Source organism: Collinsella sp. HCP3S3_E5, assembly GCF_052067635.1.
Lineage (GTDB): Bacteria > Actinomycetota > Coriobacteriia > Coriobacteriales > Coriobacteriaceae > Collinsella.
Genome location: NZ_JBQHQF010000009.1, coordinates 59,550 through 84,376 on the forward strand (window position 1 = coordinate 59,550; position 24,827 = coordinate 84,376).

The 24,827-nt window shown below is 61.9% G+C and carries 20 protein-coding genes; 11 read left to right on the forward strand and 9 right to left on the reverse strand.

The genetic code is table 11. The features are described from left to right. Positions 1–39: 39 nt before the first annotated feature. From ACTM82_RS04260 to dnaK, 3 genes are all read right to left on the reverse strand, one after another. Entirely contained in the window at positions 40–1,005 is a 966-nt protein-coding gene (locus ACTM82_RS04260) for a DnaJ C-terminal domain-containing protein (RefSeq protein ID WP_154518131.1), read from the reverse strand. A 108-nt stretch (positions 1,006–1,113) separates the two neighbouring features. Further along, on the reverse strand, positions 1,114–1,956 hold the full coding sequence (locus ACTM82_RS04265; protein WP_427727348.1) for a nucleotide exchange factor GrpE: 843 nt from the start codon (positions 1,954–1,956) through the stop codon (positions 1,114–1,116). A gap of 2 nt (positions 1,957–1,958) precedes the next feature. Beyond that, positions 1,959–3,851: a molecular chaperone DnaK gene (dnaK, locus tag ACTM82_RS04270; RefSeq protein ID WP_154518137.1), complete on the reverse strand. Its 1,893-nt coding sequence runs from the start codon at positions 3,849–3,851 to the stop codon at positions 1,959–1,961. A gap of 590 nt (positions 3,852–4,441) precedes the next feature. Between dnaK and ACTM82_RS04275 the strand changes: the two genes are divergently transcribed. Next, entirely contained in the window at positions 4,442–4,693 is a 252-nt protein-coding gene (locus ACTM82_RS04275; RefSeq protein WP_158564522.1) for an indolepyruvate ferredoxin oxidoreductase subunit alpha, read from the forward strand. Positions 4,694–4,931: 238 nt separating this feature from the next. On the opposite strand, the gene ACTM82_RS04280 is transcribed toward ACTM82_RS04275, so the two are convergent. The 5 genes from ACTM82_RS04280 to ACTM82_RS04300 form a co-directional block, all read right to left on the reverse strand. After that, positions 4,932–5,477 carry a transcription repressor NadR gene (locus ACTM82_RS04280; RefSeq protein WP_441054586.1) on the reverse strand — a complete coding sequence of 182 codons (546 nt, stop codon included), beginning with the start codon at positions 5,475–5,477 and terminating at the stop codon, positions 4,932–4,934. Next, entirely contained in the window at positions 5,477–6,337 is an 861-nt protein-coding gene (gene nadC / locus ACTM82_RS04285) for a carboxylating nicotinate-nucleotide diphosphorylase (RefSeq protein ID WP_441054584.1), read from the reverse strand. Before nadC ends, ACTM82_RS04280 begins: the two co-directional genes overlap by 1 nt. Positions 6,338–6,340: 3 nt before the next feature. Next, positions 6,341–7,717, reverse strand: coding sequence for an L-aspartate oxidase (locus ACTM82_RS04290; RefSeq protein WP_441054582.1), 1,377 nt, complete (start codon positions 7,715–7,717; stop codon positions 6,341–6,343). 56 nt (positions 7,718–7,773) lie between these two features. Then, positions 7,774–8,799, reverse strand: a complete 1,026-nt coding sequence (gene nadA / locus ACTM82_RS04295) for a quinolinate synthase NadA (RefSeq protein WP_441054580.1) — start codon at positions 8,797–8,799, stop codon at positions 7,774–7,776. 265 nt (positions 8,800–9,064) lie between these two features. Further along, positions 9,065–13,882: an MBG domain-containing protein gene (locus ACTM82_RS04300; RefSeq protein WP_441054578.1), complete on the reverse strand. Its 4,818-nt coding sequence runs from the start codon at positions 13,880–13,882 to the stop codon at positions 9,065–9,067. A 242-nt stretch (positions 13,883–14,124) separates the two neighbouring features. Here ACTM82_RS04300 and ACTM82_RS04305 point away from each other — a divergent pair, with 242 nt between their 5' ends. Both ACTM82_RS04305 and ACTM82_RS04310 read left to right on the forward strand, forming a co-directional pair. Continuing rightward, a complete protein-coding gene (locus ACTM82_RS04305; protein ID WP_441054576.1) occupies positions 14,125–14,847 on the forward strand; it encodes a LytR/AlgR family response regulator transcription factor in 723 nt (240 codons plus the stop codon). Further along, a complete protein-coding gene (locus tag ACTM82_RS04310; protein ID WP_441054574.1) occupies positions 14,847–16,124 on the forward strand; it encodes a sensor histidine kinase in 1,278 nt (425 codons plus the stop codon). The genes ACTM82_RS04305 and ACTM82_RS04310 overlap by 1 nt, the downstream gene beginning before the upstream one ends. A 60-nt stretch (positions 16,125–16,184) precedes the next feature. Here ACTM82_RS04310 and ACTM82_RS04315 read toward each other — a convergent pair whose 3' ends face one another. Then, entirely contained in the window at positions 16,185–16,760 is a 576-nt protein-coding gene (locus ACTM82_RS04315; protein ID WP_427719297.1) for a hypothetical protein, read from the reverse strand. Positions 16,761–16,896: 136 nt separating this feature from the next. Between ACTM82_RS04315 and trxA the strand changes: the two genes are divergently transcribed. The 8 genes from trxA to ACTM82_RS04355 all read left to right on the forward strand — a co-directional run bounded on the left by trxA (position 16,897) and on the right by ACTM82_RS04355 (position 24,387). Beyond that, complete coding sequence (trxA, locus tag ACTM82_RS04320; RefSeq protein ID WP_154518161.1) at positions 16,897–17,217, forward strand: thioredoxin; 321 nt, start codon at positions 16,897–16,899, stop codon at positions 17,215–17,217. A gap of 219 nt (positions 17,218–17,436) precedes the next feature. Further along, positions 17,437–17,685, forward strand: coding sequence for a hypothetical protein (locus ACTM82_RS04325; protein WP_006235225.1), 249 nt, complete (start codon positions 17,437–17,439; stop codon positions 17,683–17,685). Between the two features lies 1 nt (position 17,686). Next, positions 17,687–18,193 carry a nickel-responsive transcriptional regulator NikR gene (gene nikR, locus ACTM82_RS04330; protein ID WP_441054572.1) on the forward strand — a complete coding sequence of 169 codons (507 nt, stop codon included), beginning with the start codon at positions 17,687–17,689 and terminating at the stop codon, positions 18,191–18,193. A 117-nt stretch (positions 18,194–18,310) separates the two neighbouring features. Next, entirely contained in the window at positions 18,311–20,968 is a 2,658-nt protein-coding gene (hypF, locus tag ACTM82_RS04335) for a carbamoyltransferase HypF (RefSeq protein WP_441054570.1), read from the forward strand. Between the two features lie 134 nt (positions 20,969–21,102). Beyond that, entirely contained in the window at positions 21,103–21,363 is a 261-nt protein-coding gene (locus ACTM82_RS04340) for a HypC/HybG/HupF family hydrogenase formation chaperone (RefSeq protein WP_154518167.1), read from the forward strand. Next, a complete protein-coding gene (gene hypD, locus ACTM82_RS04345; protein ID WP_441054568.1) occupies positions 21,363–22,478 on the forward strand; it encodes a hydrogenase formation protein HypD in 1,116 nt (371 codons plus the stop codon). The genes ACTM82_RS04340 and hypD overlap by 1 nt, the downstream gene beginning before the upstream one ends. Before the next feature lie 81 nt (positions 22,479–22,559). Beyond that, positions 22,560–23,594 carry a hydrogenase expression/formation protein HypE gene (gene hypE / locus ACTM82_RS04350; RefSeq protein WP_441054566.1) on the forward strand — a complete coding sequence of 345 codons (1,035 nt, stop codon included), beginning with the start codon at positions 22,560–22,562 and terminating at the stop codon, positions 23,592–23,594. Between the two features lie 124 nt (positions 23,595–23,718). Further along, positions 23,719–24,387 (forward strand): HAD family hydrolase, encoded by a 669-nt coding sequence (locus ACTM82_RS04355; RefSeq protein ID WP_346978843.1) that lies wholly within the window; start codon positions 23,719–23,721, stop codon positions 24,385–24,387. The last annotated feature ends 440 nt before the right edge of the window (positions 24,388–24,827 follow it).

Consider the following 24,827-nt stretch of genomic DNA (forward strand, 5'->3'; position numbering starts at 1 on the left):
ATCATAAGCCCGCGGGCGTGGGCGTGCACCGCGACCGCCCTAGAACGTCGCCTTGTAACGGTTAACTTTCTCGCGGTAGTCGCGCGTGTCGGCCTCGCGCAGCTTGGTCATGGCATCGCGCTCGTCATCGGATAGGTTCGTGGGAACCTGTACCTTGATCTCGACGAGCAGCGCACCCGTACGGCCACGGTGCTTAACGTCGGGCGCCCCCATCTCCTTAAAGCGGAACTTCTTGCCCGTCTGGGTACCCGCAGGCACTTTCAAACGGACCGTCGCACCGCCGGGCGTGGGCACGTCCACCGTGCAGCCGAGCGCCGCCTCGTAGACCGAGACCGGTACCTCCATGGTCACGTCGGCGCCTTTGCGCTTAAACAGCGGGTGCTCCTCCACATGCGTGGTCACGACCAGGTCGCCGCGCTCGCCACCGGCGACGCCATACTCGCCGCGACGCTTGTAACGTAGCTTGCCGCCGTCGACCGCGCCCGCGGGCACCGAGACCGTAATGGTCTGCTGCTCGCCTGTCGAGGGAATGCGATAGGTGACCTTGTGCGTCACGCCGCGAAACGCGTCCTCGGCCGTCACATCGACGGTCAGCGACAGGTCGCCGCCCTTGCGAGCGCGGCTGCGACCCGCGCCGGCACCGGCAGCGCCCGCAGCCCCGGCAAAGCCCGAGCCCCAATCGCTGCCCCAGGCGCCGTTGCCGCTAAAGATGCTGTCGAAGATGTCGCCCCAGCCGCTGGCACCCGCGCCGGCACCGTAGCCGCCGCCATACGCGCCGCCTGCGCCCGGCATGCCGCCAAACATGAGCATCTGGTCGTACTCTTTGCGCTTCTTCTCGTCCGAAAGCGTCTCGTAGGCCTCGCTGATCTCCTTGAACTTGGCCTCGTCGCCGCCGGCGTCGGGGTGATATTTTTGCGCGAGCTTGCGAAACGCGCTCTTGATCTCTTTGTCGGAGGCGCTCTTGGATACGCCCAGGATGTCATAGAAGGTTTTGCCTGCAGCCATCGTAGCTCCTCTCCTGTTACGTCCGCCGTCCATGCAGACGACGGCTCATGCTTTCATATGGCACTAGGCCAGAAAGGGCCCCGGGTGTTGCCCCGGGGCCCTTCTCAATTACTCCTCGGTGCTCTCGGCCGTATCGGCCGCAGCATCCTCGGGCGCCGCTTCGGGCTCCGGTGCGGGGCGCTTTTCGCCACCGTAGGTCACCGTCACCATCGCGGAACGCAGGATGCGGTCCGCCATGCGGTAGCCCTTCTGGTACACGTCGTTGACGGTCTCGTCGTACTGCGACGAGTCCTCGACGCGACCCACAGCCTGGTGCTCGAGCGGATCGAACGCCTCGCCCTTGGGGTCGATGGGCTCAACGCCCTCGTGCGCAAACACATCGAGTAGCTTGGCATGCACCGCGTCGACGCCGTCGACGAACTGCTTAAAGTCGTCGGCAAGCTCTTGGCTGCGGGCATGGTCGATCGCACGCTCGATATCGTCGACCACCGGCAGCAGCGCAGTGACGAGCTTCTCTGTCGCGCGCTCACGCTCGGCGATACGCTCGCTGGCGGTGCGGCGACGGAAGTTCTCCCAGTCGGCCTGCAGACGGGCGGTGCGCTCGGTGGCGTCCTTCGCCTTGTCCTCGGCAGCCTTCTGAGCCTCTGCCGCAGCATCGAGCTCATTGCGCACGTCGGCAAGCTCCTTCTGGGCCTGCTCGAACTTGAGCTTAAAGTCGTTGTCGGCGGCTTCCTCACCGGCGCGGATAGCGGCTTCCACCATCTCGTCCTCGGTCATCGTCGCCTCCTTGTTGGAATCCTCTACCTGGTTCTCGACAGCCTCGGCGGCCTCGGCCTCGTTGGCCTCGGTATCGTCGACGGCCTCTACGGGAATCTTCACGTCCTTCTCCTCAGAGTCAACGGGGGCGGCCCCAACGGCAGCCGCCTCCGTGCGAGCTTTACGGGCGGACATGATTACTTGTCCTCGTCGTCCACAACCTCGTAGTCGGCGTCGACGACGTCATCGTCGGCAGGCTGGGCGCCGGCGGCACCGTCGGTCTGCTGCTGAGCGTCGGCGTAGACAACCTGAGCCAGCTCGTAGGCCACGGACTGCAGGGACTCGCCAGCGGCCTTGATGGCCTCGACGTCAGAGCCCTCGAGCGCCTTCTTGGCATCGGCGATAGCGGCCTCGGCCTTGGACTTCACGTCGGCGGAAACCTTGTCGCCCAGCTCGTTGAGGGTCTGCTCGGTGGAGTAGCACAGGCTGTCGGTCTGGTTGCGGACCTCGACCTCTTCCTTCTGCTTCTTGTCCTCCTCGGCATGAGCCTCGGCGTCCTTGACCATACGATCGACTTCTTCGTCGGACAGAGCGGTGGAGCCGGAGATGGTGATCTGCTGCTCCTTGCCGGTGCCCTTGTCCTTAGCGGAGACCTTGACGATGCCGTTGGCGTCGATGTCGAAGGTGACCTCGATCTGCGGCACGCCGCGGCGGGCAGCCGGGATACCGGTCAGCTGGAACTTACCGAGCGACTTGTTGTCGCGGGCAAGTTCGCGCTCGCCCTGGAGCACGTTGATCTCGACGCTGGTCTGGTTGTCGGCAGCGGTGGAGTAGACCTCGGTCTTGGAGGTCGGAATCGTGGTGTTGCGGTCGATCATCTTGGTCATGATGCCGCCCATGGTCTCGACGCCCAGCGACAGCGGGGTAACGTCGAGCAGCAGGATGCCCTCGACGTCGCCGGTGAGCACGCCGCCCTGGACGGCAGCGCCGTCGGCAACGACCTCGTCGGGGTTCACGGACATGTTGGGCTGCTTGCCGGTCATGGTCTTGACGAGCTCCTGGACGGCGGGCATACGGGTGGAGCCGCCGACGAGGATGACTTCGGTCAGATCGGAGAGCTTAAGGTTAGCGTCGCGCAGGGCGTTGGTGACAGGCTGCTTGCAGCGCTCGAGCAGGTCGCGGGTGATCTTCTCGAACTCGGCGCGGGTCAGCGTGTAGTTGAGGTGCAGCGGGCCGGACTGGTTCATGGTGATGAACGGCAGGTTGATAGTGGACTGCTGGGCGGCGGAGAGCTCCTTCTTGGCGTTCTCGGCGGCCTCCTTCAGACGCTGCAGGGCCATGGGGTCCTGACGCAAGTCGACACCGTTCTCCTGCTGGAACTTATCGGCCATCCAGTCGATGACGCGCTGATCCCAGTCGTCGCCGCCCAGGTGGTTGTCGCCCGAGGTGGACAGAACCTCAAACACGCCGTCGGCGAGGTCGAGGATGGAGACGTCGAAGGTACCGCCGCCCAGGTCGAAGACCAGGATGCGCTGGTCGGAGCCCTGCTTGTCCAGGCCATAGGCCAAAGCGGCAGCGGTCGGCTCGTTGACGATACGCTTAACGTTGAGGCCGGCGATCTTACCGGCGTCCTTGGTGGCCTGGCGCTGGGCGTCGTTGAAGTAGGCCGGGACGGTGATGACGGCGTCGGTGACGGTCTCGCCCAGATACTTCTCGGCGTCGGCCTTCATCTTTGCGAGCGTCATGGCGCTCACCTGCTCGGCGGTGTATTCCTTGCCCTCGATGTCGACGACGGCACGGCCACCCTGGCCCTCCTTGACCTCATACGGCACGGTCTTGAGCTCGGAGGTGCACTCGGAGTACTTGCGGCCCATGAAGCGCTTGATGGAGAACACGGTGTTCTTGGGGTTGGTGACCGCCTGGTTCTTAGCGGCCTTGCCCACGACGCGATCACCGTCGGCACGGAAGCCCACGACAGACGGGGTGGTGCGGTCGCCCTCGGCGTTCACGATGATGGTCGGAGAACCGCCCTCGAGAACGGCCATTGCGGAGTTAGTAGTACCAAGGTCGATACCAAGAATCTTGCCCATTAGAAATTCCCTCTCTCTTGTGCGTTTGCACCGACTCGGCGGTCTGCCAAGCGGTCTTTCGGTTTGTCTTTCAGGATGTAGTGTATCCCCTTATGGACCGGAATATACAAAATCTAAGTCAATTCATATAAGATTTCTTATCACTTAGAGTTTAGGTTCTCGAATGCGCAGGTAGATGCGCTGATTGAGTTCTCGGCAAATCTATCGAGATCTATGTAGAGATGGCTGAGGTTTGGGCCGGGGGTGCCTGGGGCTGCTTTACGGAAAGCTCGTCCCGGTTTGAGTGTGGATTCCGGGTCGTAGTTTCCGTCTGAAGGCTCAACCGGAAACCATATCCCGTTTTGAGAGCTGATACCGGGTCGTAGTTTCCGCTAGCGGGCCCAACCGGAAACTGCGACCCGTTTTTCGACCAGATAACGGGATGCGCTTTCCGAAAGCCCACTCAATTGCTCAATAATTCGAGTCACCTTTAGCTAACATTTGCACAGCTCACCAGCCTCACCTGTGCGTTTCTTAGTAAGCCTTGGCATACTCGGCGAATGGTATGAAGATGCCGGCCAGAGGGTATTGCAAACGGTCGCTCACGTGGTATGTTTTTGCCCGAATCAAACCGGCGCGCATCGCCTGTAGCGTCGGTCAACAGAGAGGAAACTACCATGGCTCATCCCGTAATTGATGCCGACGAGTGCATCGCTTGTGGCGTTTGCGTCGACTCCTGCCCCGCTGGCGTTCTGGAGCTCCAGGACGTCGCTACCGTTGCTGACGAGGACTCCTGCGTCGCCTGTGGCGCTTGCCAGGACGCTTGCCCCGCCGGCGCGATCACCGAGATCGTCGAGGAGTAACAGCTCTTCCACCTGCACACACTCACAAGTACACCGTGCACAAAAAAGGAGGCCTCCGCATCGCCGCAGAGGCCTCTTTTTTGTGCGGATAGCTAATTTGGCACCGTCGCAGGTTGAGCATAAGTCAGCGAAAACGCCCCTAAGCGAGCAAGGTGACGTGAAAGAGGAGGGAAGCGTCTTTTGTACGCGACCGACGATTGAACGTCAGATTGCCGCTTAGGGGCGTTTGCAGCGTCGGCTACGATAGATCGTCTTCGTAGGGCATCAGGTCTGCCAGATAGCCCTTCTCCTTGAGCATAGCCTCGATCTCGTCGAGGGTTTGCTCATCCTCTGCCGCGATGCGATGGAAGTGATAGCCGCTCGTCACCGTTAGTAGCGGAAAGCTCTTGCCGCTCTCGATATCGTGCAGGTAGCGCTCAACATCGCGACGATTGCGGATGTCCAGGTCGGCCGTGATCTTACCATACACGCGGTGATTGACGATCACGTTGAGCACGGCGCCTCCGGCGTCGACGATACTCGTGAGCTCATCGCCTGCCTGCTCCACGCTATGGCGAACCTTGACCAGGCGCGTGGGCACGGCGGGGCTGCTGGGGGCCTCCTGCAGCACGTAGCCGCGATTGGTGGCCACGATATCGTGCCCATCGGCACGCAGCAGAGCGATGTCTTGCACGACAACCTGGCGGCTCACACGCACCTCGCGAGCAAGCGTACTGCCGGAGACGGGGTCTTTGGCTCGCTCGAGCACGCCCATGATGGCACGGCGACGCTCGCGGGCGTCCATTATTTACCGTCCAGCAGACGCAGGTGCTTAAGCGAGAGGTCGAGAATCGGCGCAGAGTGCGTCAACGCTCCCGAGCTAATAAAGTCAACGCCCAGGTCGGCAAGCGCACGGATATTGCTGGCATCCACGTTGCCCGAACACTCGGTCTTGGCGCGACCGGCAATAAGCTCAATCGCGGCAGCCATGTCATCGTGGGTCATGTTGTCGAGCATGATGATGTCGGCACCGACCTCCACGGCCTCGCGTACCATGTCCAGGTTCTCGCACTCGATCTCGACCGTCGCGGTAAACGATGCATGGGCGCGCGCCATCTCGATCGCACGCGCCACGCCGCCGGCGGCGTCGATGTGGTTGTCCTTGAGCATGACGGCCGTCGACAGATTGTAGCGGTGGTTGCTGCCGCCGCCGATCTCGACCGCGGCCTTCTCGAAGACGCGCATACCCGGCGTGGTCTTGCGCGTGTCGACGAGCACGGTCTTGGTGCCCTCGAGCGCCGCAGCCATCTGGTGCGTATAGGTAGCGATACCGCTCATGCGCTGCAGGTAGTTGAGCGCCACGCGCTCGCCCGAAAGCAGCACGCGCGCATCGCCGCGTACCTGGCCCACGTGGTCGCCGGCGTGCACCTCGTCGCCATCGGCAACATCAAACAGCACCGAGCTCTGCGAATCCAGCAGCTCAAAGGTACGAGCGAACACATCCAGGCCCGCGATGATGCCATCGGCCTTGGCGATGAGCTCCACCGTGGCGGGACGCGCCGTGGGGCACACGCTCGCCGTGCTCACGTCCTCAAACGTAATGTCCTCGCGCAGAGCCTGCAGAATCAGATCATCGACGACGAGCTTCATGGTAATGGGGTTCATGGTCTACTCCTCCACGGCCTGCGTGCCGGCGGCACGGGCCAAATCATCGATTGCCAGGGTGTCGGCGCTCAGGGCGCGATGACGGCCGTCGAGCGCGGGCTCGCCCGCCTGCTCCACGGCGAGCGACTGGCCGGTACGCATGTGCCACGCGGCGCGACGACCCCAGACCAGCGCCTCGAGCAGGCTGTTTGATGCAAGGCGGTTCTTGCCGTGAACGCCGTTGCAGGCCGTCTCGCCGGCGGCGTAGAGCTCGGGCATCGAGGTGCGGCCGTCCTTGTCGACCCACACGCCGCCCATAAAGTAGTGCTGCGTGGGTGTGACGGGAATGGGCTCGTCCAAGATGTCGCGGCCGTCCTCCAGGCAGCGTGCGCGAATGTTGGCAAAGTGTCCGGTTACCACGTCGCGCTCAACGGGGGCAAAGCTCAGCCACTCGTGCTCGGTACCATCCTGCTTCATCTGCTCGCGAATAGCGGCAGCGACCACATCGCGCGGCTGAAGCTCATCGGTAAAACGCTCGCCGGCGGCGTTGAGCAAAATCGCGCCCTCGCCGCGGCAGCTCTCGCTGATCAGGAAGGTGCGGCCCGGCTGCGGCGAGAACAGTCCCGTGGGGTGAATCTGCACGTAGTCCAGGTGCTCCATCTTAATGCCATGCTCCTGGGCAATGTAGCAGGCATCGCCCGTGAGCTGCGGGTAGTTGGTCGAGTGGTCGTACACGCCGCCGATGCCGCCTGTCGCCCACAGCGTGTGGCGGGCATGGATCTTAAACGGCTCGCCGGCATGCACGCCCTCGGCGGCATTTGCCAGCTCGTCGGCGGGGCGAACCGAGTTGTCCTCGTCCACGGGAACGGCGACGACGCCGAAGCACGCCGTGGCGCCATCACGCTCGCCCGTCAGAATGTCGGTCATGGCCACGTGCTCCAAAATCTGCACGTTATCCAGCTTGCGAACGGCCTGGAGGAGCTTGGTCGTGATTTCCTTGCCCGTAATGTCGGCATGGAAGGCAATGCGCGGGCGGCTGTGCGCACCCTCGCGGGTAAAGTCGAGGCTACCGTCGGCCTTGCGCTCAAAGTCCACGCCCATGGCCAGCAGGTCGTTGATGACCGAACGGCTCGAGCGGATCATGATGTCGACGCTCTCGCGGCGGTTATCGTAGTGGCCGGCGTGCATGGTGTCCTCAAAGAAGGCGTCGTAGTCAGAGCCTTCGGGAAGCACGCAGATACCGCCCTGCGCGAGCATCGAATCGCACTCGTCGACAGTGCCCTTGGAGAGCATGATCACGCGCGTGCTCGTCGGCAGATTAAGGGCCGCGTACAGGCCCGCCACGCCGCAACCGGCAATGACGACGTCGCACTCCATGTCGGGGCATTGTTTGGTTTCCACAGGAATCCTCTCCCTTGTAATGTGGCATAAGGGATGGTCCCTCATGTCACATCGTTCTAGCGCGCCGCGTATTCGAGCATGCGGTCGAGCGTGAGCTTGGCCTGGTCGGCGGCCTCATCCGACACGCCAATCTGCACCTCGCCCTCGCCCGTCTCCAGGCAGCACACGAGCTTTTCGAGCGTGATGAGATCCATGTTGACGCAGGTGGGCTGCACCGCGGGGAAGTAGAACTTTTTGCCGGTGCCCTGACAGCGGCGCTCGAGCTCGTAGAGCACGCCGCGGACCGTCACGATGATGAACTCGCTCGCGTCCGACTCCTCGGCATACTTGATGATGCCGGCAGTGGAGCCGATGTAGTCAGCCTCGGCCAGGACGTCGTCCTTGCACTCGGGGTGCGCCAGCACGAGCGCGTCGGGGTGCGCCTCCTGTGCGTCGACGATCTGCTCGACGGTGATGATGTGATGGCGCGGGCAGTAGCCGTTGTTGAGGATGACGTGCTTTTGGGGCACCTGCTCGGCCACAAAGCGGCCCAGGTTCTGGTCGGGAATGAACAAGATGTACTGCTGCGGCAGCTCGGAGACGATCTTGACGGCGTTAGAGCTGGTAACGCACACGTCACTCCAGCTCTTGATCTCGACCGTCGAGTTGACGTAACACACCACGGCCAGGTCGTCGCCATATTCGGCGCGCGCCGCGTCGACCGTCTCGCGCTTGACCATGTGCGCCATGGGACAGTCCGCGCCCGGCTCGGGCAGCAGCACGGTCTTGGTGGGGTTGAGCAGCTTGGCGCTCTCACCCATAAACTCCACGCCGCACAGCACGATAGTCTGCTGCGGCAGGCTCTTGGCAAGCTTTGCCAGGTAGAAGCTGTCGCCGACGTAATCGGCAACGGCCTGGACCTCGGGCGCCACATAATAGTGCGCCAGGATCACTGCGTCACGTTGGGTTTTTAGCTGATGAATGGCCTCGACGAGCTCTGCGGGCACCAGTGCCGCGCGCTCCGTTGCCGTCGTTGCCGATGCCAGGCCGGCCGCGATATCGCGTGCAAGCTCCGATGCATCCATGTTCGCGCTCTGTGCCATCAAGGCCCCTCTCTTTTGGCGAATCTTGGGGCTTTAGTATGACACCTGGCTTTACAGCTGACAAGACAGCTGTAAAGCCAGGTGTAAAGTTGGAATAAGGATTCAATCTTGGGGCGGGTCCATTTTCGAACTGGCAAGCTGAGGACAGTCGAAAATGGATCTGCCACACGGTTCGAGCGGCCCGTTTTATCTTGGTCCGAGAGGCGGTGGGCATAAAAGCGGGTCCGGATCGCTCGATCCGGACCCGCTGGGAGCTGGTGCGCGGTTAAGCGCGGCGCTTCATGATGGCCCACGCCAGCAGCAGGACTGCCACACCGGCAGCGAGTACGGCACCCGCAATGACATAAGTGCTGTCGCCGGACTCAGGCAACGCCTCCTTGCTAGCCCTCTTCTTAGGCTTGGAAGTCGTAGTCGTGGTCGTAGTAGTCGTAGTGGTCTGGCCAGGAGCGGGCTTGGCAGTCTCGGCAACGGTAAAGGTCGTCTCGGCCGTGCCCGTGGTCGAAACCACGCTCAGCCTGTGTTCGCCCACGCCGAGCGTATTCAGGAAGCTCGCCTTGAGCGTCACGATCGTAGAGCCCTCGGTGAGCACGTAGTTCTCGGGGGCGACCTCCTTATCGTCGACCAGTACCTTCTGGAAGAACGCGAGCGGTGCGCTCGAACGGAAGCTCAGGTCCTTGGCGGCGTCAACCACCATCGTCTGACCCTTACCGTCGATGATCTCGGGTACCAGAATCGCAATTTCCTCGGTTGCGCCCTTCTCGCCGCAGACGGTGCACTCCTGGTGTTTCTTGCCCTTGGCCTCGGTAGTCGCCGGTTTGTCGACAACCCACTTAAAGGTATGCTCGGCCTTGTCGATGATGTCGTCGCAGCGGCAGTTATGCCAGTGGTTCTTGGCATCGCGTGCCCAGCCAGAGCCGTCGGGCTCGTGCTTAAGCACGCCCTCGACCGTCACGTTCACGTCGCCCTCGACATCCTTGAGCTCATAGGTGCCCTTGGCGGAAAGCTTAACGGCCTTGCCGTTGACCTTGACGGTGTAGTCCTTGCCCGCAAAGTACGCGCTGTCGATGCCCATGGTGAGTGTTGCAGTCCCGTGCCAATCGAGCTCGGTTGCCGTCGAGGTGAGCGCGTAGCCCACCTGATTGCTCGGCAGCGTCACGACCAGCTTGGGACCGGCCGCCACGGTAACCTCGGTGGCGGAAGAAGCGTCGTGGTTGGCCTTAGCCTGGTAGCGCACCTCATACGTGCCGGCGGCAAGACCCGTAAGCTCGGCCGTGCCCTCGTCCACCGCCTGATACTCGTCAGCACCCTTGGCACGCCACTCCATCGTCGCGTCGACGCCCGTGATCTTGCCGTCACGCTTGCCGCTCACGGTCTCGGCCGCAGCCTGGACCACCGGCGCGCCCTGCACGGCGTTCTTGATGGAGAACTCGCACGTCAGGCCTTCGGCGGGAAGCTTGTAGTTACCCGCGGCCTTGCCCGTCAGTGCGGTGAGGCTCGCCGTGTAAGAAGCGCCGGCCTCGACCTGAGAGCCCTCGACGGTCGCACCAAGGTCATCGTCGTCGATGACGTTGCCGAGCGTCGCCTCGGGGCAGTGCTCCTTGCCATCGTAAACAAACTCGCTGGTACCCCACTTCACAGTGAGCACGAGCTGGTTGATGGTGAACACGCCGTCAACAAACGTGATGTTGTAGTTGGGGTTAGCGTCCTTGGCCTGCGTCAGGTGCAGAGCATAGCCGCCGTCGCGCACGTTGTCGTCATCTTCGCGTTTAATCTCAATGCCCTGAAGGCTCTCGCCCTCGACAAGCTCGCCGGATGTGATCGCCCACGTAAACACGGGATCGGCCTCGCCGTAGGTTTTGGAGGCGTCCTGGGCGGTGACCGTAATCGCGCGCGGTTTGACCTCGAGCGTAACCTCGCCCTCGGCCTTCGCACCATCAATCGTCACCTGGTAGAAAACGGTCAACTTGCCGGCGTCGCGGATCTTGGGGGCCTCGGGGGACCAGTTCTTGCCATCGGTGCTGTACTGGGCCGTCGCGCCCTCGGGCAGACTCTTCGCATCGACCGTGTGATACGCGCCGTTGTACTCGCCGGAGTAGCCCTTGATGCCGAAGGCGGGAATCTCGACAGAATCGCGCTCGTAGCCGCACGTCTTGCAGTGCTCATGCTTGGAACCGGGCTTATCAGCCGTAGCGGCCTGGTCGATAACCCACTCAAAGTCATGCTTTGCGCGGTCAACGTCCTCCTTGCGACAGGTGCAGGTGTTCCAGTGCTCGGTATCGTCGTGCTTCCAACCGCTACCGTCGGCCTTCTTAGGGCCGTCCTTGACCTCAACCGTCAGGGCCTTGGAGGCGTTATGGTTACGGTCGGCCTTAAGGCGAACGCTGTATTTGCCGGCGGCGAGGCCCTTAACCGACGTCTCGCCTTCGGCAATCCACTGATAGTCGCTGGCGGCCTCGGCTTTCCACTCGTAGGTGTTATCAACCCCGTCGATGCTGCCATCCGCCAAAGCATGCCCGGTCGCGGCCGTCGTCTTGACGTCCTTGGGAGCGGCCTGATCGGCGGGAGCGATCTTGATCTCAAGCTCGCCCTCCACCGGCACGTAGTCGGGTGCGGTAATACGGTACTTAATTGTCTCAGCACACACGTTGTAATAGATATCGCGCGTGACATTGGTATAGGAGGGGATTTGGTCTTCGTACAGCGAGCCACCATCGACGCTATATTTGATCTGCATGCCCTCGGGGGCATTGTCGACCGTCACCGACGGCGAGTGAGCCATGCCATCATAGGTGCCCGAGTAGCCCTTGGCCTGAACATTCTCGAACTGCGTGCCGTAGATGCTCCAGTAGAAAAACTTGTAGGAGTAAATTTGCTCGTAGGATGCGAAGTTTCCCAGGCCCCAGAGCTGGCTCCGGTACGCACCGGGGTCTTTCTCCGAAACCGATTCGCCCCAAGCGAGGCGTTCGAAATCGACGCCCTCTTTAAGCACAATCCATTCGTCGCCAAGCTTATACGTCACCTTAATGCGAGGCGTTATCTCCTCACCCGTCCACTCATAAGACGGAACGTCGTTGAGCACGTCACCGTTGCTGAACCTGACGTTATCCTTCAACTTGTCGTAGCCAATGATTTCGACCTTACAAAGATCCTTGCGGTTGGAGTCCTTCTCCGCAAGCGAGGCGGGGTTAATCTTGAACACGCGCTCGAGCGTAACATCGCTCTGCCCCTCGATGGCAACCGTCGCCACCACGCGATAGGTGCCCGCATCGCACGGCTGCGACCCTTCCATCTCGATGCCCACGGTGTCATTCTCATCAGCGCAACGGTAAAAGCGTGCGCTCACAATCGTTACCTTGCCCTGGGCTACAGCGTTGTCCTTTTGAGACGGCTTGGTCGTAGCAAGCACGGCGTCGCGCTGCTTGCCGTTGTAGGTAAAGCTCAGGTCGCCGATCTTGGACGACATCAGCGAGATCGTCTCGCCGTCCCTGGAGTAGACACAGTGCGAGGCCTCATACTGTCCGTTGCACGTAGCCGCGATGCTGTACCCATCCTTGTTGGTGGAATAGGTCCACTCGTGCTCGTGCTTGCGATGGATAACCTTGACCTTGCCATCGGTAACGTCGTATGCAAGGTTTTCGTTGGCGAGCTTGAGCCTGCTCGCGAGATCCTCCTGCGAAAGATCGCTCGTGACAAGGTCCACATACTCATAGTAGTAATACTGCTTATTGGACTCGGGATCGAACTTGGTATCGTCGATAGACAGGACGGCTGTGCCCGTAAAAGACTCATCGACGTGAACCTTACCGTAGCTACCGACATCGGACGCGACATCGGACGCATCGACGCCCTTCGCCTTGGCCGTAGTGACCTTCGTGTTGCCGGCGAGCGTCACAGAACCAAGGGCGTAAACCGCGCAGCGCTTCTCGTCCTGACCGCTTATGTCGCGACCGTTGAATCTATCAGAGGGGAACACGAACGAATCGTCGATAACCGTACCGTTTATGGTGCACGACGCATCCTTTGCCACCGCAATGGCACTCGTCATGTGCATCTGATATTGAATACCCCACACATTGAACATATAAGAGCAGGGTCCATTCCATGACGTGTTATTTGTTGAACGGATACTGCAGTTATTCAGGGCGACTATGGCATTTTTGACGCCAATATTGCCCGCATGCACATGACCGCTCTCAACCTTCATCTCGTCGCACGCAATCATTCCCTGACTGTTGTTTTCGAACGTGCAGCCGTTCAACGTAACTTTTGGAGTCTTCGACCGCCCGACCACGCTCAAGGCGCCGACGCAGTCATCACTATTATTCTTAAACGTACAGTTGACAAACGTTGCATCCACCGCGACCTGGCTGCCTCTGATAGTTACAGGCGCCGGCGAGGCTTCGTAAATTTCATTACCCTTGTCAACCTTGAATGCGCTGTTCTTGCAGCATTTCCAACCGCTGACACTCACGTTCGTGAAGCTGGCCGTCTCCCCCGCACCCATGGTTCCATAGAGCGTGATTGCCCGATCGGTATCTTTGTTCTCGGTCCTTGAAACAAGCTTGAGGTTTTCCACGGAAAGGTTGAGGCTCTTGCCCGTATTCGGTTTATCGACACCTCCACGCGCTTCGTAATCATTGCTATCGCTCAAAAACGTTTTTCCATCGCAGCGTACCTCGGTCGGGACACCCGAATCACCGATAAACTCGACATAACCGCCCTTGAGCACAAAGAGCGGGTGTTGCGAATATGTAAGGTCACGCTCGACGGTCAGCGGACCGCCCAGAGACGAGCTGTCAGTGAAATATAGGCGGGTCGGGTTCTCCTTGGTGCCACCCTCGACCTCATAGTGGTCGATATCAACCGTGCCGGCAAACCGATAGTCTTTGCCGCCGGAAAGTTGGATTACATCACTTTCGCCATACGAAAGCTCGCTTTTCAGGTGTTTCGGTTTGATCGCGGCGGACGGATACGCCTCGGCTACCGTAGGCGTGGCGAGCGTCGTCGCCACGCCCCCAAGCGCCAGCGCTGCAGCCAGCACGCAAGCAGCAAGTCTGCGCATCCCCATCTTCTTCTCCCTCATCACGGCTCCCCTTACCCCTATGCTTTCGCAATGTTCGCTATCGCTTGGCGCCGGCGGTCGGCCTGACTCCCCGTCCGACCGCCGGCATCGATTGACATGTGTATCCATGGAGTATTGTGCGGCCGTCAAAACTGACGCCCTGCCGCTCAGCGCGAGTTGCGCACCGTGGGGCGCAAACGGGGTGTTCCTCCGCGGGCGGCGCGCACCCAATGTGGCAAAATCGAACTACTAAGGGGGCCCGAATGCTCAAGATCATCGCCTGCGACGACGACGTCGCTTTTCTAGATAGACTGCACCGGATGATCGACCGCTGGTCGACCGAGACGGGCACGGCGGTCGACGTTGCACTCGTCACGCGCGGCGAGGACCTGCTGGCCCGCCATGCCGCATCGCGCGCCGACATCATTCTGCTCGACATGATCATGCCGCTCGTCAACGGCATGGACACCGCGCGGGAGTTGCGCCAATCCGATACAGCCGTGCGTCTGGCGTTCCTCACCTCATCGCCCGAGTTCGCGCTGGAGTCCTATGAGGTCCGCGCCTTCGACTACCTGCTCAAGCCCGTAACGTACGAACGCCTGGCGCAACTGCTCGACGAGCTTTCGCGCATGCGACCTGACGCGACCGATGAGCTCGTGACCAAAACGTCCTTTGGATACCATGCCCTGCGCCCGTCCGATATCGAATACGCCGAGGCCCGCAACAAGCACGTGGTATTCCACCTGCGCGACGGGCGCGATATCGAGGCGCTCGAGCCGTTCCGCAACATCGAGGACCAGCTGGCCAAAAACGCGAACTTCTTTAAATGTCACCGTAGCTACCAGGTCAACCTGCGCAATATCGACCACTTTAACCGTACGGATATCGTCATGCGCTCGGGCGCTTGCATCCCGCTGGCGCGCAGTTGCAAGCAGGGTTTCCAGGATGCCTACTTTGCGGCACGGTTCGAGAGCGGGAGGCGCTAATGCTCCCCGCGGCCGAGATGGTACTTTGGGCAATCCACCACGCAACGACCCTGCTTTTTGGCGTTTTTGCCTCGGCGGCGCTCTGCGGTATCGAGATCAACCGGCGTCATGCGCTTGAGCTGGTGATGGTCGGCGCCGTAACCGGATGCGCATTCGGCCTCGCCAATGCCGTCGGCGGCGAGCTTTTCGCCCGTCAGGTATATCCGCTCGTCGTGCATCTGCCGCTCGTCATCTACCTGTGCGCGCGCTATCGCCTGAGCCCGCTGCTCGTTATGCTGGGCGTCACCAGCGCTTATCTGAGCTGCCAGTTCAGCAACTGGATGGGCATCGCCGCGCTCGCCGCCACCGACTCGCAAATCGCGTACTACGCGGCACGCATTATCACCACGGCCGTCGTCTTTGCAATCCTGCTGCATTGGGCCAGCGACATCGGTCCGCGCCTGGCGGTTAAAACCCCCACCGAGCTCGAGATTCTGCTCATCCTGCCGCTCGTCTATTACATCTTTGACTACGCCACCAACGTCTACACCACGCTCTTCCACTCGGGCTCCGTGGTGACGGTTGAGTTTTTGGCGTTTGCGCTTTGCGCGTTCTACCTCATGTTTCTTACTGTGTATCTGCGCGAATACGAGGCAAAGGAAATCGCCGAGCGCGAGCGCTGGATGCTCGCGACCCGCGACAGCGCAGCCATCAAGGAACTCGAGGCCTGGCGCCAATCTGGACGTGAGCTTTCGGTTCTCCGCCACGACATGCGGCACTTCCTGCGCGGCCTTGCAGCTTTGATCGAGGAGGGCCGCACCGACGAGGCGCTCGAGCGCATCGACGAGCTCTGCGAGACAAACGACCGCACCGCTGTGCGCCGCTACTGCGCCAACGACACGGTCAATATCGTACTTTCGTCATTTAGCTCCGATATCAACCGAAACGGCATCAGCGCAGATTTGCGCGCCGCCGTGCCCGAGAGCGTCCATGTAGCCGACGTCGATCTGTTTAGCGTACTCTCAAACGCCCTGGACAACGCCATCGTCGCCGCAAGCGCCGCTCCCCAGGGCAAGCGATTTGTCGATCTGGACCTGCGTTGCGAGGACGGACAACTGCTACTTTTGGTCTCCAACACGTTTGGGCGCCCGCCGCGCATGGTCGACGGCATGCCCGTGGCCGAGCACACCGGACACGGCTTTGGAACCAGGAGCATTAAGCTTGCCGTCGAGCGCATGAACGGCAACTGCCAGTTTCGCATTCACGGCGATCGGTTTGAGCTTCGCGCAGTGATGTAAGGGCGCGACAAGTCGGCGCCGCGCTCGACCCATCAGGACCGCCTTGCCGGCGCCAGTCCGCTACAGCGGCGCGGCGGCCGGGGTCAGCTGCTTGATGTAGGCCCACATGCGCTGCTTGGCGGCCTTGTCGGTCAGCGCGGCCTCAAAGCCGTCGAGCGCGAGTACGCGACGACCCTGCACGTGGGCGACCAAGCCGGGCTTGAGCATGGCGGTATCAAAGTCGTCGATCGCCACGAGCATGTCTGCGTAGGTCTCGCGCATGGTATCGGCCGCGCGATCGTCCAACAGCAGGACCGCCTCGGGGTCCAAGGCCTCGAGCGCCTCGCGGAACAGCTCGCACGGCAGGTCCTCGCCCGCCGCAACCGCCCCGTCGCCCGCGCCGGCAACACTTGCCAGCACGCAGAAATCCTCGGGCGCGTAACCGATGGCGCCGAGCGCCTTACGCAACGCGGCGCCGTCTGGACCGGCAGCCAGCTCGCCACCCGCACGCTCGGCATCGTCTAAATCACCTTTTACCAGCACAATCGGCGAGCACGCGTTACCCGCGATACGCACGCCGCGGCCCGCGAGCGATGCGAGCTCCTGCTCGGCCGCCTGGGCGATGGCTTCTTTTTTCTGGCTTTGTGACGTGGGCATGCGCTCTCCAATCGTTTGCGTGCCCACCATTATATAAAAGAGCCGCCTGCGAGTGGTTGCATTGCGGGCCGTTGGGTATAAGCACGGTCGTACTGAGTTTTACGCGGCCGAGCCGCGTCGCACTATGGAGGTCACCATGGCTGACATTAAGCAGATTACCCCCGAGAATTTCGATTCCGTCGTTAACGGCAGCCTTCCCGTGCTGGTTGATTTTTGGGCACCGTGGTGCGGTCCCTGCCGCTCGCTCTCGCCTATCGTTGACGAAGTGGCCGACGAGCTGGCCGGCAAGATTACCGTCGCCAAATGCAACGTCGACGACAATCAGGACCTGGCCATGAAGTTTGGCGTCATGAGCATCCCCACGCTGGTTGTCTTTAAGAACGGCGAGGAAATCGACCGCTCCGTCGGTGCGCTGCCCAAGGCCAGGCTGCAGGCGCTGCTGGAGAAGCACCTGTAATACGCGGTCACGCGCTGCCGTCCATGAGTGGTTTTGTGCCGCTCGCCGGAGAGCCGGGTGTTGAGCCCGCGACCACGGATAGTATGGTAATCACAAACAGCCCCCAGTGAACGGGTGCGGGTCAGACGGACTCGCACCCGTTTTCTTATGCGGCGATGCGCAGAGCGGGCGTAGTAGAATCTGAACCACTGATTAGACCCGTACAAAAGGAGATTTCCCATGCATGACGTCGGAATGAACATGAGCCAGCTTGCCATGAGCGTCAAGCAGGTCGACGACACCATTGAGCTCGCCCACGAGTGGAGCCATCAGCTGCTGCATGCGACCGAGAACTTTGACATGGAGCGCATTGGCGCCAAGCTCGAGGCCGCCATGGCGGCGCTCCACGAGGCGCACGATGCGCTCGAGGGCTACGAGGAGGCCATCGAGGCCGACCATAACTCCGTTGGCTCCGTAAAGCTGGTGTAGCGTGGCCGAGCACGAGCACGCCTGCGAGCACGAGCATCCGCACGGGCCGACCGGCGACGTGGGCTGCCGCCTCAGCGGCTCCGCCTCCGAGCTGGTCCGTTTTTCGGTCACCGCGCCCGACGACCTGTTGCGCCGCTTTGACGAGCAAATCGCGCGCCGCGGCGACGTTGCCAACCGCTCCGAGGCCGTACGCGACCTGATTCGCGCCTCCATTGCCAAGGAGCAGATGCGAACGCCCGACGAGCAGGTCATCGGGTCGCTCACCATGATTTACGACCATCACACCGGCGACCTGACGCGCCGCCTGGACGAGGTACAGCACGACTACACCAACGAGATTGTCTCGACCATGCACGTGCATCTGGACCACCACAACTGCTTGGAGATTCTGGCGCTTAAGGGTCGCGGCGAACGTGTCTACGAGCTGGCCGACCGTCTGCTGGGCCTGCGCGGCGTTAAGCACGGCGAGCTCACCTGCGCCGCCACCGAGCAGAGCCTGGGGCTGTAGCGGGTCTTTGCGCGGCGCACCTGCCAAGAAGGGACAGGTTTGTTTTGGCAGGTTTAACGTTTTACCTACCAAAATAAACCTGTCCCTTTTTGGCAGGTCTCGATGAAGGAGGGTCGCATGCGGCATGCGCATATCCATGTAACGGGCATTGTGCAGGGCGTCGGCATGCGACCGTTTGTGTATCGCGAGGCCATGGCGCACGGCATTTGCGGCTGGGTGCTTAACGCGGGCGATGGCGTGCATATCGAGGCGCACGCTCTAAGCGAGGCGCTCGACGAATTTGTCGCCGCGCTTTCCGAGCATACGCCTGCGGCGGCTCGTGTGGAGCATATCGAGGTTATGGACCTAGCGCCCGGCGACTGGGACGCCGCCAACGAGCGGGGCTTTCGCATTGTGGCATCGCAGGATCAAACCGCCCACACGACGCTCGTCTCGCCCGACATCGCCACGTGCGACGACTGCCTGCACGAGCTGTTCGATCCCGCCGACCGACGCTTTCACTATCCCTTTATCAACTGCACCAACTGCGGACCGCGCTTTACCATCATCCGGTCGCTGCCCTATGACCGAGCGGCCACCTCGATGGATTGCTTTCCCATGTGCCCCACCTGTGCCGCAGAGTATGGCGACCCGCTTGACCGGCGGTTTCACGCGCAGCCCGATGCCTGCTTTGATTGCGGGCCGCACATTACGTGGCGCGAGGCCGGCGAAGCCGCCGCGTCGCTGACCGTCGGCACCACGCGCAAGACCAGCGACGCCATTATCGACCGCTGTGTTGAGCTGCTGGCCAACGGCGGTATCGTCGCCATCAAGGGTCTGGGAGGATTTCACTTGGCATGCGACGCCTCCAACGAGAAGACGGTAGCCGAGCTTCGCCGCCGCAAGCGCCGCAGCAACAAGCCGCTTGCCGTTATGGTGCGCGGCCTTGCCGATACTGAACGCCTGTGCCATGTCAACGACGTTGAGCGCGGCCTGCTGGCCGGCAGCATTCGCCCCATCGTGCTGCTGCGCCGACGTGCCGTTTGCGAGAGCGGCGGCTCCCCCAACGCGCTCGCACCGTCCGTCGCGCACAACCTTCCTGAGCTTGGCGTTATGCTCCCCTACACCCCGCTTCAGCATCTGTTGCTTGCCGCGGCAGAAGCCAGCGGTATGCACGCGCTCGTCATGACCAGCGGAAACCTGAGCGAAGAACCCATCGAGACCGATGACGACCTTGCCTGGGAACACCTCGTTGCCGCCGGCATCGCCGACGCGTTGCTCGGTAACGACCGCGCAATCCTCTCGCGCTACGACGACTCTGTGGTGCGCGCGGTGAACGGCGCCGTTATGCCCGTTCGCCGCGCTCGCGGATATGCACCCCAGCCGCTGCCGTTGCCGGCGCTCGACGGCGCTCCGTCCTGCGTGCTCGCCTGCGGGCCACAACAAAAGGCCACGATTGCGCTCACTCGCATGGACTCGGACGGTCATACGACCTGTTTTGTGTCGCAGTATATCGGCGATGTTGAAAACGGCGGGACCTTCGATGCCTGGAACGCCGCGCGCACGCGCTTGGAAGATCTCTTTGACTTGGCGCCCGCCGCCTTGGCCTGCGATCTACACCCCAGCTATCTATCGAGCCGGTGGGCGCGCGAGCAGGCGCGAAAATGCAATCTGCCGCTCGTCGAGGTGCAGCACCATCATGCGCACATCGCGAGCGTAATGGCAGAGGCGATTGCCGCGGGCCAGCTTGCAACCGACGCGCGCGTCCTTGGCATCGCCTTTGACGGCACCGGCGCCGGCACCGATGGGACCATTTGGGGCGGCGAGTTTCTTGTTGCCAGTCTTGGCGGCTTTGAGCGCGCCGCGCATTTGCGCACCTGGACGCTCCCCGGCGGGGCGGCCTCCGTGCGCGACGCCCGCCGCAACGCCTTTGCCCTGCTCAGTGAGCTCGGCCTGCTTGAACATCCGGGGGCCGAGCGGCTCTTGGACGGCCTAGACGAGCAAACACGCAGCGTGACGGCAACGATGATCGAGCGGAACATCAACAGCCCACGCACGAGCAGTATGGGGCGTCTCTTTGACGCCGCCGCTGCAGTTTTGAGCATTTGCGGGCAGGCAACCTACGAAGGCGAGCCCGCCATCGAACTCGAAGCCGCCGCCTGGCGCGCGCTCGGCAGCAAAATTACCCATGTTCCCGGCGATAAAGACGGCTGTTCCGCATCTGACCCATTGCGACTGGACAGTTTGTTCAGATTTGTATTAAAAACAGACCCTCTAACCAACGGTTTTGGCTCAGATTACCCCGAAGAGGGCTCTCCAGGCACCTCATTTGCGGTTAATTCGCCCGCCGGATACCCCAAATCAACCCATTCGGGGCCCTCGCAGACGATTTATACCACCCATTACCACTCTAAAAAGTACAAATCTGAACTAACTGTCCAAGCAACCTCGAGCAGGTCTCTCGTCCTGGGCCCCAGCTCACTTTTTGCGGCGCTTTTGGAGGGAACCAGAGCCGGTGTGCCCGCCGACAGGCTCGCACTCGACTTCCATGTCGCCGTCGCGCGCTCCTCGGCACGCATCGCCAGCGAGATCTGCACCCGTGAAGGCCTCGATACCGTTGCGCTCTCGGGCGGCGTGTTCATGAACCGACTTCTGCTCCAGCTCCTCACCCGCGAGCTCAAAAGCGCAGGTCTTACTGTCCTTATCCCCCATACCGTGCCCGTCAATGACGGCTGCATCGCCTACGGTCAGGCGGCGGTCGCAAGCGCTCGTCTTGCGCAGATCGCATCGCAGTAGCTCGCTCTCGCACGCCGCTGTGCCCAGCCGTCTCACAGGCGTAACGCGTTTGCCCGCGAACCCCGCGAGCGCTACCATCAACTGATGGATTATTGAGCGCCCATCCAGCGCAAAGCGTCTAAAAGGGGAACAATATGTGCCTTGCCGTTCCCGGCAAAGTAGTCAAACGCGACGACGGCCTCAAGGCCACCGTCGACATGATGGGCATCGAGCGCCCCGTGTCGCTGCGACTCGTGCCGACGGCGCAGGTTGGCGACTATATTCTCGTGCACGCCGGCTTTGGCATCCAGATCGTCGACGAGCAGGAAGCGCAAGAAACGCTCGAGCTCGTTAACGCCATGACCGAACTGGCCGAAGAAGACCAACTGGCCAGTAACCCGGCCGAGGCATACTAGTGGCGGCCGGACAGCCGGCGCGCTCCGGTATCGACTTTTCGGCATTTCGCGACCCCAAGCTGGCTCGCGAGCTCATCGAACGCATTCGCGGTCTTGTCGGCGACCGTACCATCAACCTTATGGAAGTCTGCGGCACGCACACCGTGAGCATCGGCCGCTATGGCTTTCGCTCCATTATGCCGGCCGGGCTCAAGCTGCTGAGCGGCCCGGGCTGCCCCGTCTGCGTTACCGCCAACCGTGACATCGACCACGCGATCGCGCTCGCCAACATAGACGGCGCCATCATCACCACCTTTGGCGACATGATGCGCGTGCCCGGATCGTCCACCTCGCTCGCAGCGCAAAAGGCGGCAGGACGCGATATCCGCATCGTCTACTCCCCGCTCGATGCGCTCGACATTGCCGAGCAAAACCCCAATCGTCCGGTCATCTTTATGGGCGTCGGCTTTGAGACCACAACGCCCACCATCGCCGCTGCCATCTTGGAGGCCGAGACGCGCGGGCTTTTGAACTTTTCGGTCTATTGCGCCCACAAGACCACGCCGCCGGCGTTGCGCGCCATCGCCAACGATCCCGAGACCGCCATCGACGGCTTTATCCTGCCGGGCCACGTCGCCACCATCACGGGCTTGGCGCCCTTTAGCTTTTTGGTCGACGAGTTCGATACCCCGGGCGTGGTCACGGGATTTGAACCGGTCGATATTCTGCAAGGCATCTGCATGCTGGTCCAGATGGTTGTCGAGGGCAGGTCGGCGATCGACAACGCCTACCGTCGCGGCGTCAACGCAGACGGTAACCCCGTGGCGCGCCAGCTGGTCGAGCAGGTGTTTGAGCCATGCGAAACCACATGGCGCGGGCTGGGGCCGATTGCCAACTCGGGCCTTTCCATCCGCCCCGAGTTCTCGCGCTTTGATGCCCATGCTCGCTTTGACGTGCCCGTTGAGGCGACGGTCGAGCCGCGTGGGTGCCGCTGCGGTGACGTACTGCGCGGGGCCATTACGCCGAGCAGCTGCCCGCTCTTTGGCCGCACTTGCACGCCCGAGCACCCCGTCGGCCCGTGCATGGTGAGCTCCGAAGGCAGCTGCGCGGCGTACTACCGTTATCGCGACTATTAGGTTCCGCCGTTCTAACGAGCGGCGGACTGGTCGACGCTGCGCCTCACCCATATAATTCCACCCACGATTGGAGTTTTGGATATGTCCCATAGCATCACCGATAGCACCGTCCTGTTGGGCCATGGCTCCGGCGGTCAGATGATGAAACGCATCATCGATGAGGTCTTTTTGGATGCCTTTGGGACGCCCGAGTTGCTCGAAGGCAACGACGCCGGCGTCGCCGCGCTGCCCCCGAGCGGGCGCATCGCCATGTCGACCGACAGCTTTGTAGTCTCGCCGCAGTTCTTCCCCGGTGGCAACATCGGCCGTCTCGCCGTGTGCGGAACCGTCAACGATGTCGCGACCTCGGGCGCCAACGTGCGCTACCTATCGTGCGGTTTTATCCTCGAAGAGGGCTATCCCATGGATAAGCTCCGCCAGATTGTGCAGACGATGGCCGAGACGGCGCGCGAGGCGGGCGTGTCCATAATCACGGGCGACACCAAGGTGGTCGAGCGCGGCGGGGCCGACGGCGTCTACATCAATACCGCCGGCGTGGGCGAGGTTCCCACGGGTGTGGCGCTCAGCGGTGCAAACTGCCAGCCTGGCGATGTCATCCTGGTGTCGGGCACACTCGGCGACCACGGCATCGCCATCATGAGCCAGCGCGAGGGCCTGGCGTTTTCGAGCACGATCGAAAGCGATGCCGCGCCGCTCAACCACCTGATTGCCGCCGTTTTGGCCGCCGCCCCCGACACTCGCTGCTTCCGCGACCCCACGCGCGGCGGCCTGGCATCCACACTCAACGAGTTTGCCCAGGCCAGCGGTGTTGCCATGGAGATCGACGAGGATGCCGTGCCCGTGCGCCCCGACGTGCAGGCGGCATGTGAGATGCTCGGCTACGATGTGCTGCAGGTGGCAAACGAGGGCAAGATGGTCGCCGTGGTGCCGGCCGAGCAGGCCGATGCGGCTCTAGCCGCCATGCGTTCCGCCCGTTACGGCGAGAATGCCGCCATCATCGGTCGCGTGCTGCCACTTGCCGAGGGCTCCCGTCCCGCCGTGCGCGTGCGCACCGGCTGGGGCTCGACCCGCATCCTCGACATGCTCGTGGGAGAGCAGCTGCCGAGAATTTGCTAGGGCGGAATCGCACGGTCGGCGTGATGTCACCTGATATCCCTGGAGATGTTCAGATTCCAAGCGAACCCAACGCGTAAGCCCAGTATTATGGGGTGCGTTTTGAAACCCAACGACGGGAGCTTTCATGGCAGCAGCTTTTTCCCATGTGATCTTTGATCTGGACGGCACCATCCTCAACACGCTCGAGGACCTGGCAGCCGCCGGCAACCATACCTGCGAGGCGCACGGCTGGCCCACGTTTGCCGTTGACGAGTACCGCTACAAGGTGGGAAACGGCATGCTCAAGCTGGTTGAGCGCTTTATGCCCGCCGAGTACGCGGGCGACGGCCGTATGTTTGAGCAGACGCTTGCCGAGTTTAGGGCTTATTACGGCGAGCACAAGGAGGACCACACCGCCCCCTATGCCGGCACGATCGAGATGCTCGACCGCTTGCGTGCCGCGGGCGTGCAGCTTGCCGTGCTCACTAACAAGGACCACGTCTCGGCGGCCCCGCTTATCGAGAAGTATTTTGGTTCCGAGCGCTTTGCGCTGGTACAGGGCCGTGTCGATGCGTTTCCGCCTAAGCCCGAGGCACCCGTCACGCTGCATGTGATGGAAGAGCTGGGCGCCGACCCGGCGACCACGCTCTATGTGGGCGATTCCAATGTCGATATCCTGACCGGCCACAACGCCGGTCTTAAGAGCGCAGGCGTCAGCTGGGGCTTCCGCGGCCGCGCAGAGCTGGAAGCCGCCGGCGCCGACTACGTGGTGGACACCCAGGACGAACTTGCAGCGCTGGTGCTGGGCGAGTAGCGGAGCCGCCGCTTAACGTAGCTGCGACAATTCTTCCACGCGGAAACGGCATCCCGTTTTGGGGCTCCGGAATGGGGTGCGCTTTCCGTTTGAGGCGCGTCGGGGAAACGACATCCCGTTTTGGAGCAATATTCCGGGTCGCACTTTCCGCAACCCACCCCATCCGGAAACCGCAACCCACTATTCGGCCAAAAACCGGGTCGCTTATCCCGAGCACTCGATGTAATGCCGGTGCAAGGAGTGTCCCCAACTGCCGGCAGAAAAGGAACGTCCCCAACTGCCACCCAACTGCCACATAAGCCAGCCAAGGGAACGTCGCTGTTTTGGCAACGACAGACACTATGACCCAATCCGAGGGCACTAAAAAGATAGGAGCCCCCGCTCGTGACCGCGGGTCGGGGCTGCGACAATGATGTTGAAGTGCCATAGGCGCAGCCGCG

Excerpts from the sequence above, each read along its gene's own strand:
- ACTM82_RS04280 (WP_441054586.1), bottom strand. The coding sequence starts at position 5,477 with ATGGACGCCCGCGAGCGTCGCCGTGCCATCATGGGCGTGCTCGAGCGA.
- ACTM82_RS04340 (WP_154518167.1), top strand. The coding sequence starts at position 21,103 with ATGTGCCTTGCCGTTCCCGGCAAAGTAGTCAAACGCGACGACGGCCTC.
- nadC (WP_441054584.1), bottom strand. The coding sequence starts at position 6,337 with ATGAACCCCATTACCATGAAGCTCGTCGTCGATGATCTGATTCTGCAG.
- nadA (WP_441054580.1), bottom strand. The coding sequence starts at position 8,799 with ATGGCACAGAGCGCGAACATGGATGCATCGGAGCTTGCACGCGATATC.
- ACTM82_RS04310 (WP_441054574.1), top strand. The coding sequence starts at position 14,847 with ATGCTCCCCGCGGCCGAGATGGTACTTTGGGCAATCCACCACGCAACG.
- hypE (WP_441054566.1), top strand. The coding sequence starts at position 22,560 with ATGTCCCATAGCATCACCGATAGCACCGTCCTGTTGGGCCATGGCTCC.
- trxA (WP_154518161.1), top strand. The coding sequence starts at position 16,897 with ATGGCTGACATTAAGCAGATTACCCCCGAGAATTTCGATTCCGTCGTT.
- ACTM82_RS04355 (WP_346978843.1), top strand. The coding sequence starts at position 23,719 with ATGGCAGCAGCTTTTTCCCATGTGATCTTTGATCTGGACGGCACCATC.
- ACTM82_RS04260 (WP_154518131.1), bottom strand. The coding sequence starts at position 1,005 with ATGGCTGCAGGCAAAACCTTCTATGACATCCTGGGCGTATCCAAGAGC.
- ACTM82_RS04315 (WP_427719297.1), bottom strand. The coding sequence starts at position 16,760 with ATGCCCACGTCACAAAGCCAGAAAAAAGAAGCCATCGCCCAGGCGGCC.
- ACTM82_RS04325 (WP_006235225.1), top strand. The coding sequence starts at position 17,437 with ATGCATGACGTCGGAATGAACATGAGCCAGCTTGCCATGAGCGTCAAG.
- dnaK (WP_154518137.1), bottom strand. The coding sequence starts at position 3,851 with ATGGGCAAGATTCTTGGTATCGACCTTGGTACTACTAACTCCGCAATG.
- ACTM82_RS04305 (WP_441054576.1), top strand. The coding sequence starts at position 14,125 with ATGCTCAAGATCATCGCCTGCGACGACGACGTCGCTTTTCTAGATAGA.
- ACTM82_RS04275 (WP_158564522.1), top strand. The coding sequence starts at position 4,442 with ATGTTTTTGCCCGAATCAAACCGGCGCGCATCGCCTGTAGCGTCGGTC.
- ACTM82_RS04300 (WP_441054578.1), bottom strand. The coding sequence starts at position 13,882 with ATGAGGGAGAAGAAGATGGGGATGCGCAGACTTGCTGCTTGCGTGCTG.
- hypF (WP_441054570.1), top strand. The coding sequence starts at position 18,311 with ATGCGGCATGCGCATATCCATGTAACGGGCATTGTGCAGGGCGTCGGC.
- ACTM82_RS04265 (WP_427727348.1), bottom strand. The coding sequence starts at position 1,956 with ATGTCCGCCCGTAAAGCTCGCACGGAGGCGGCTGCCGTTGGGGCCGCC.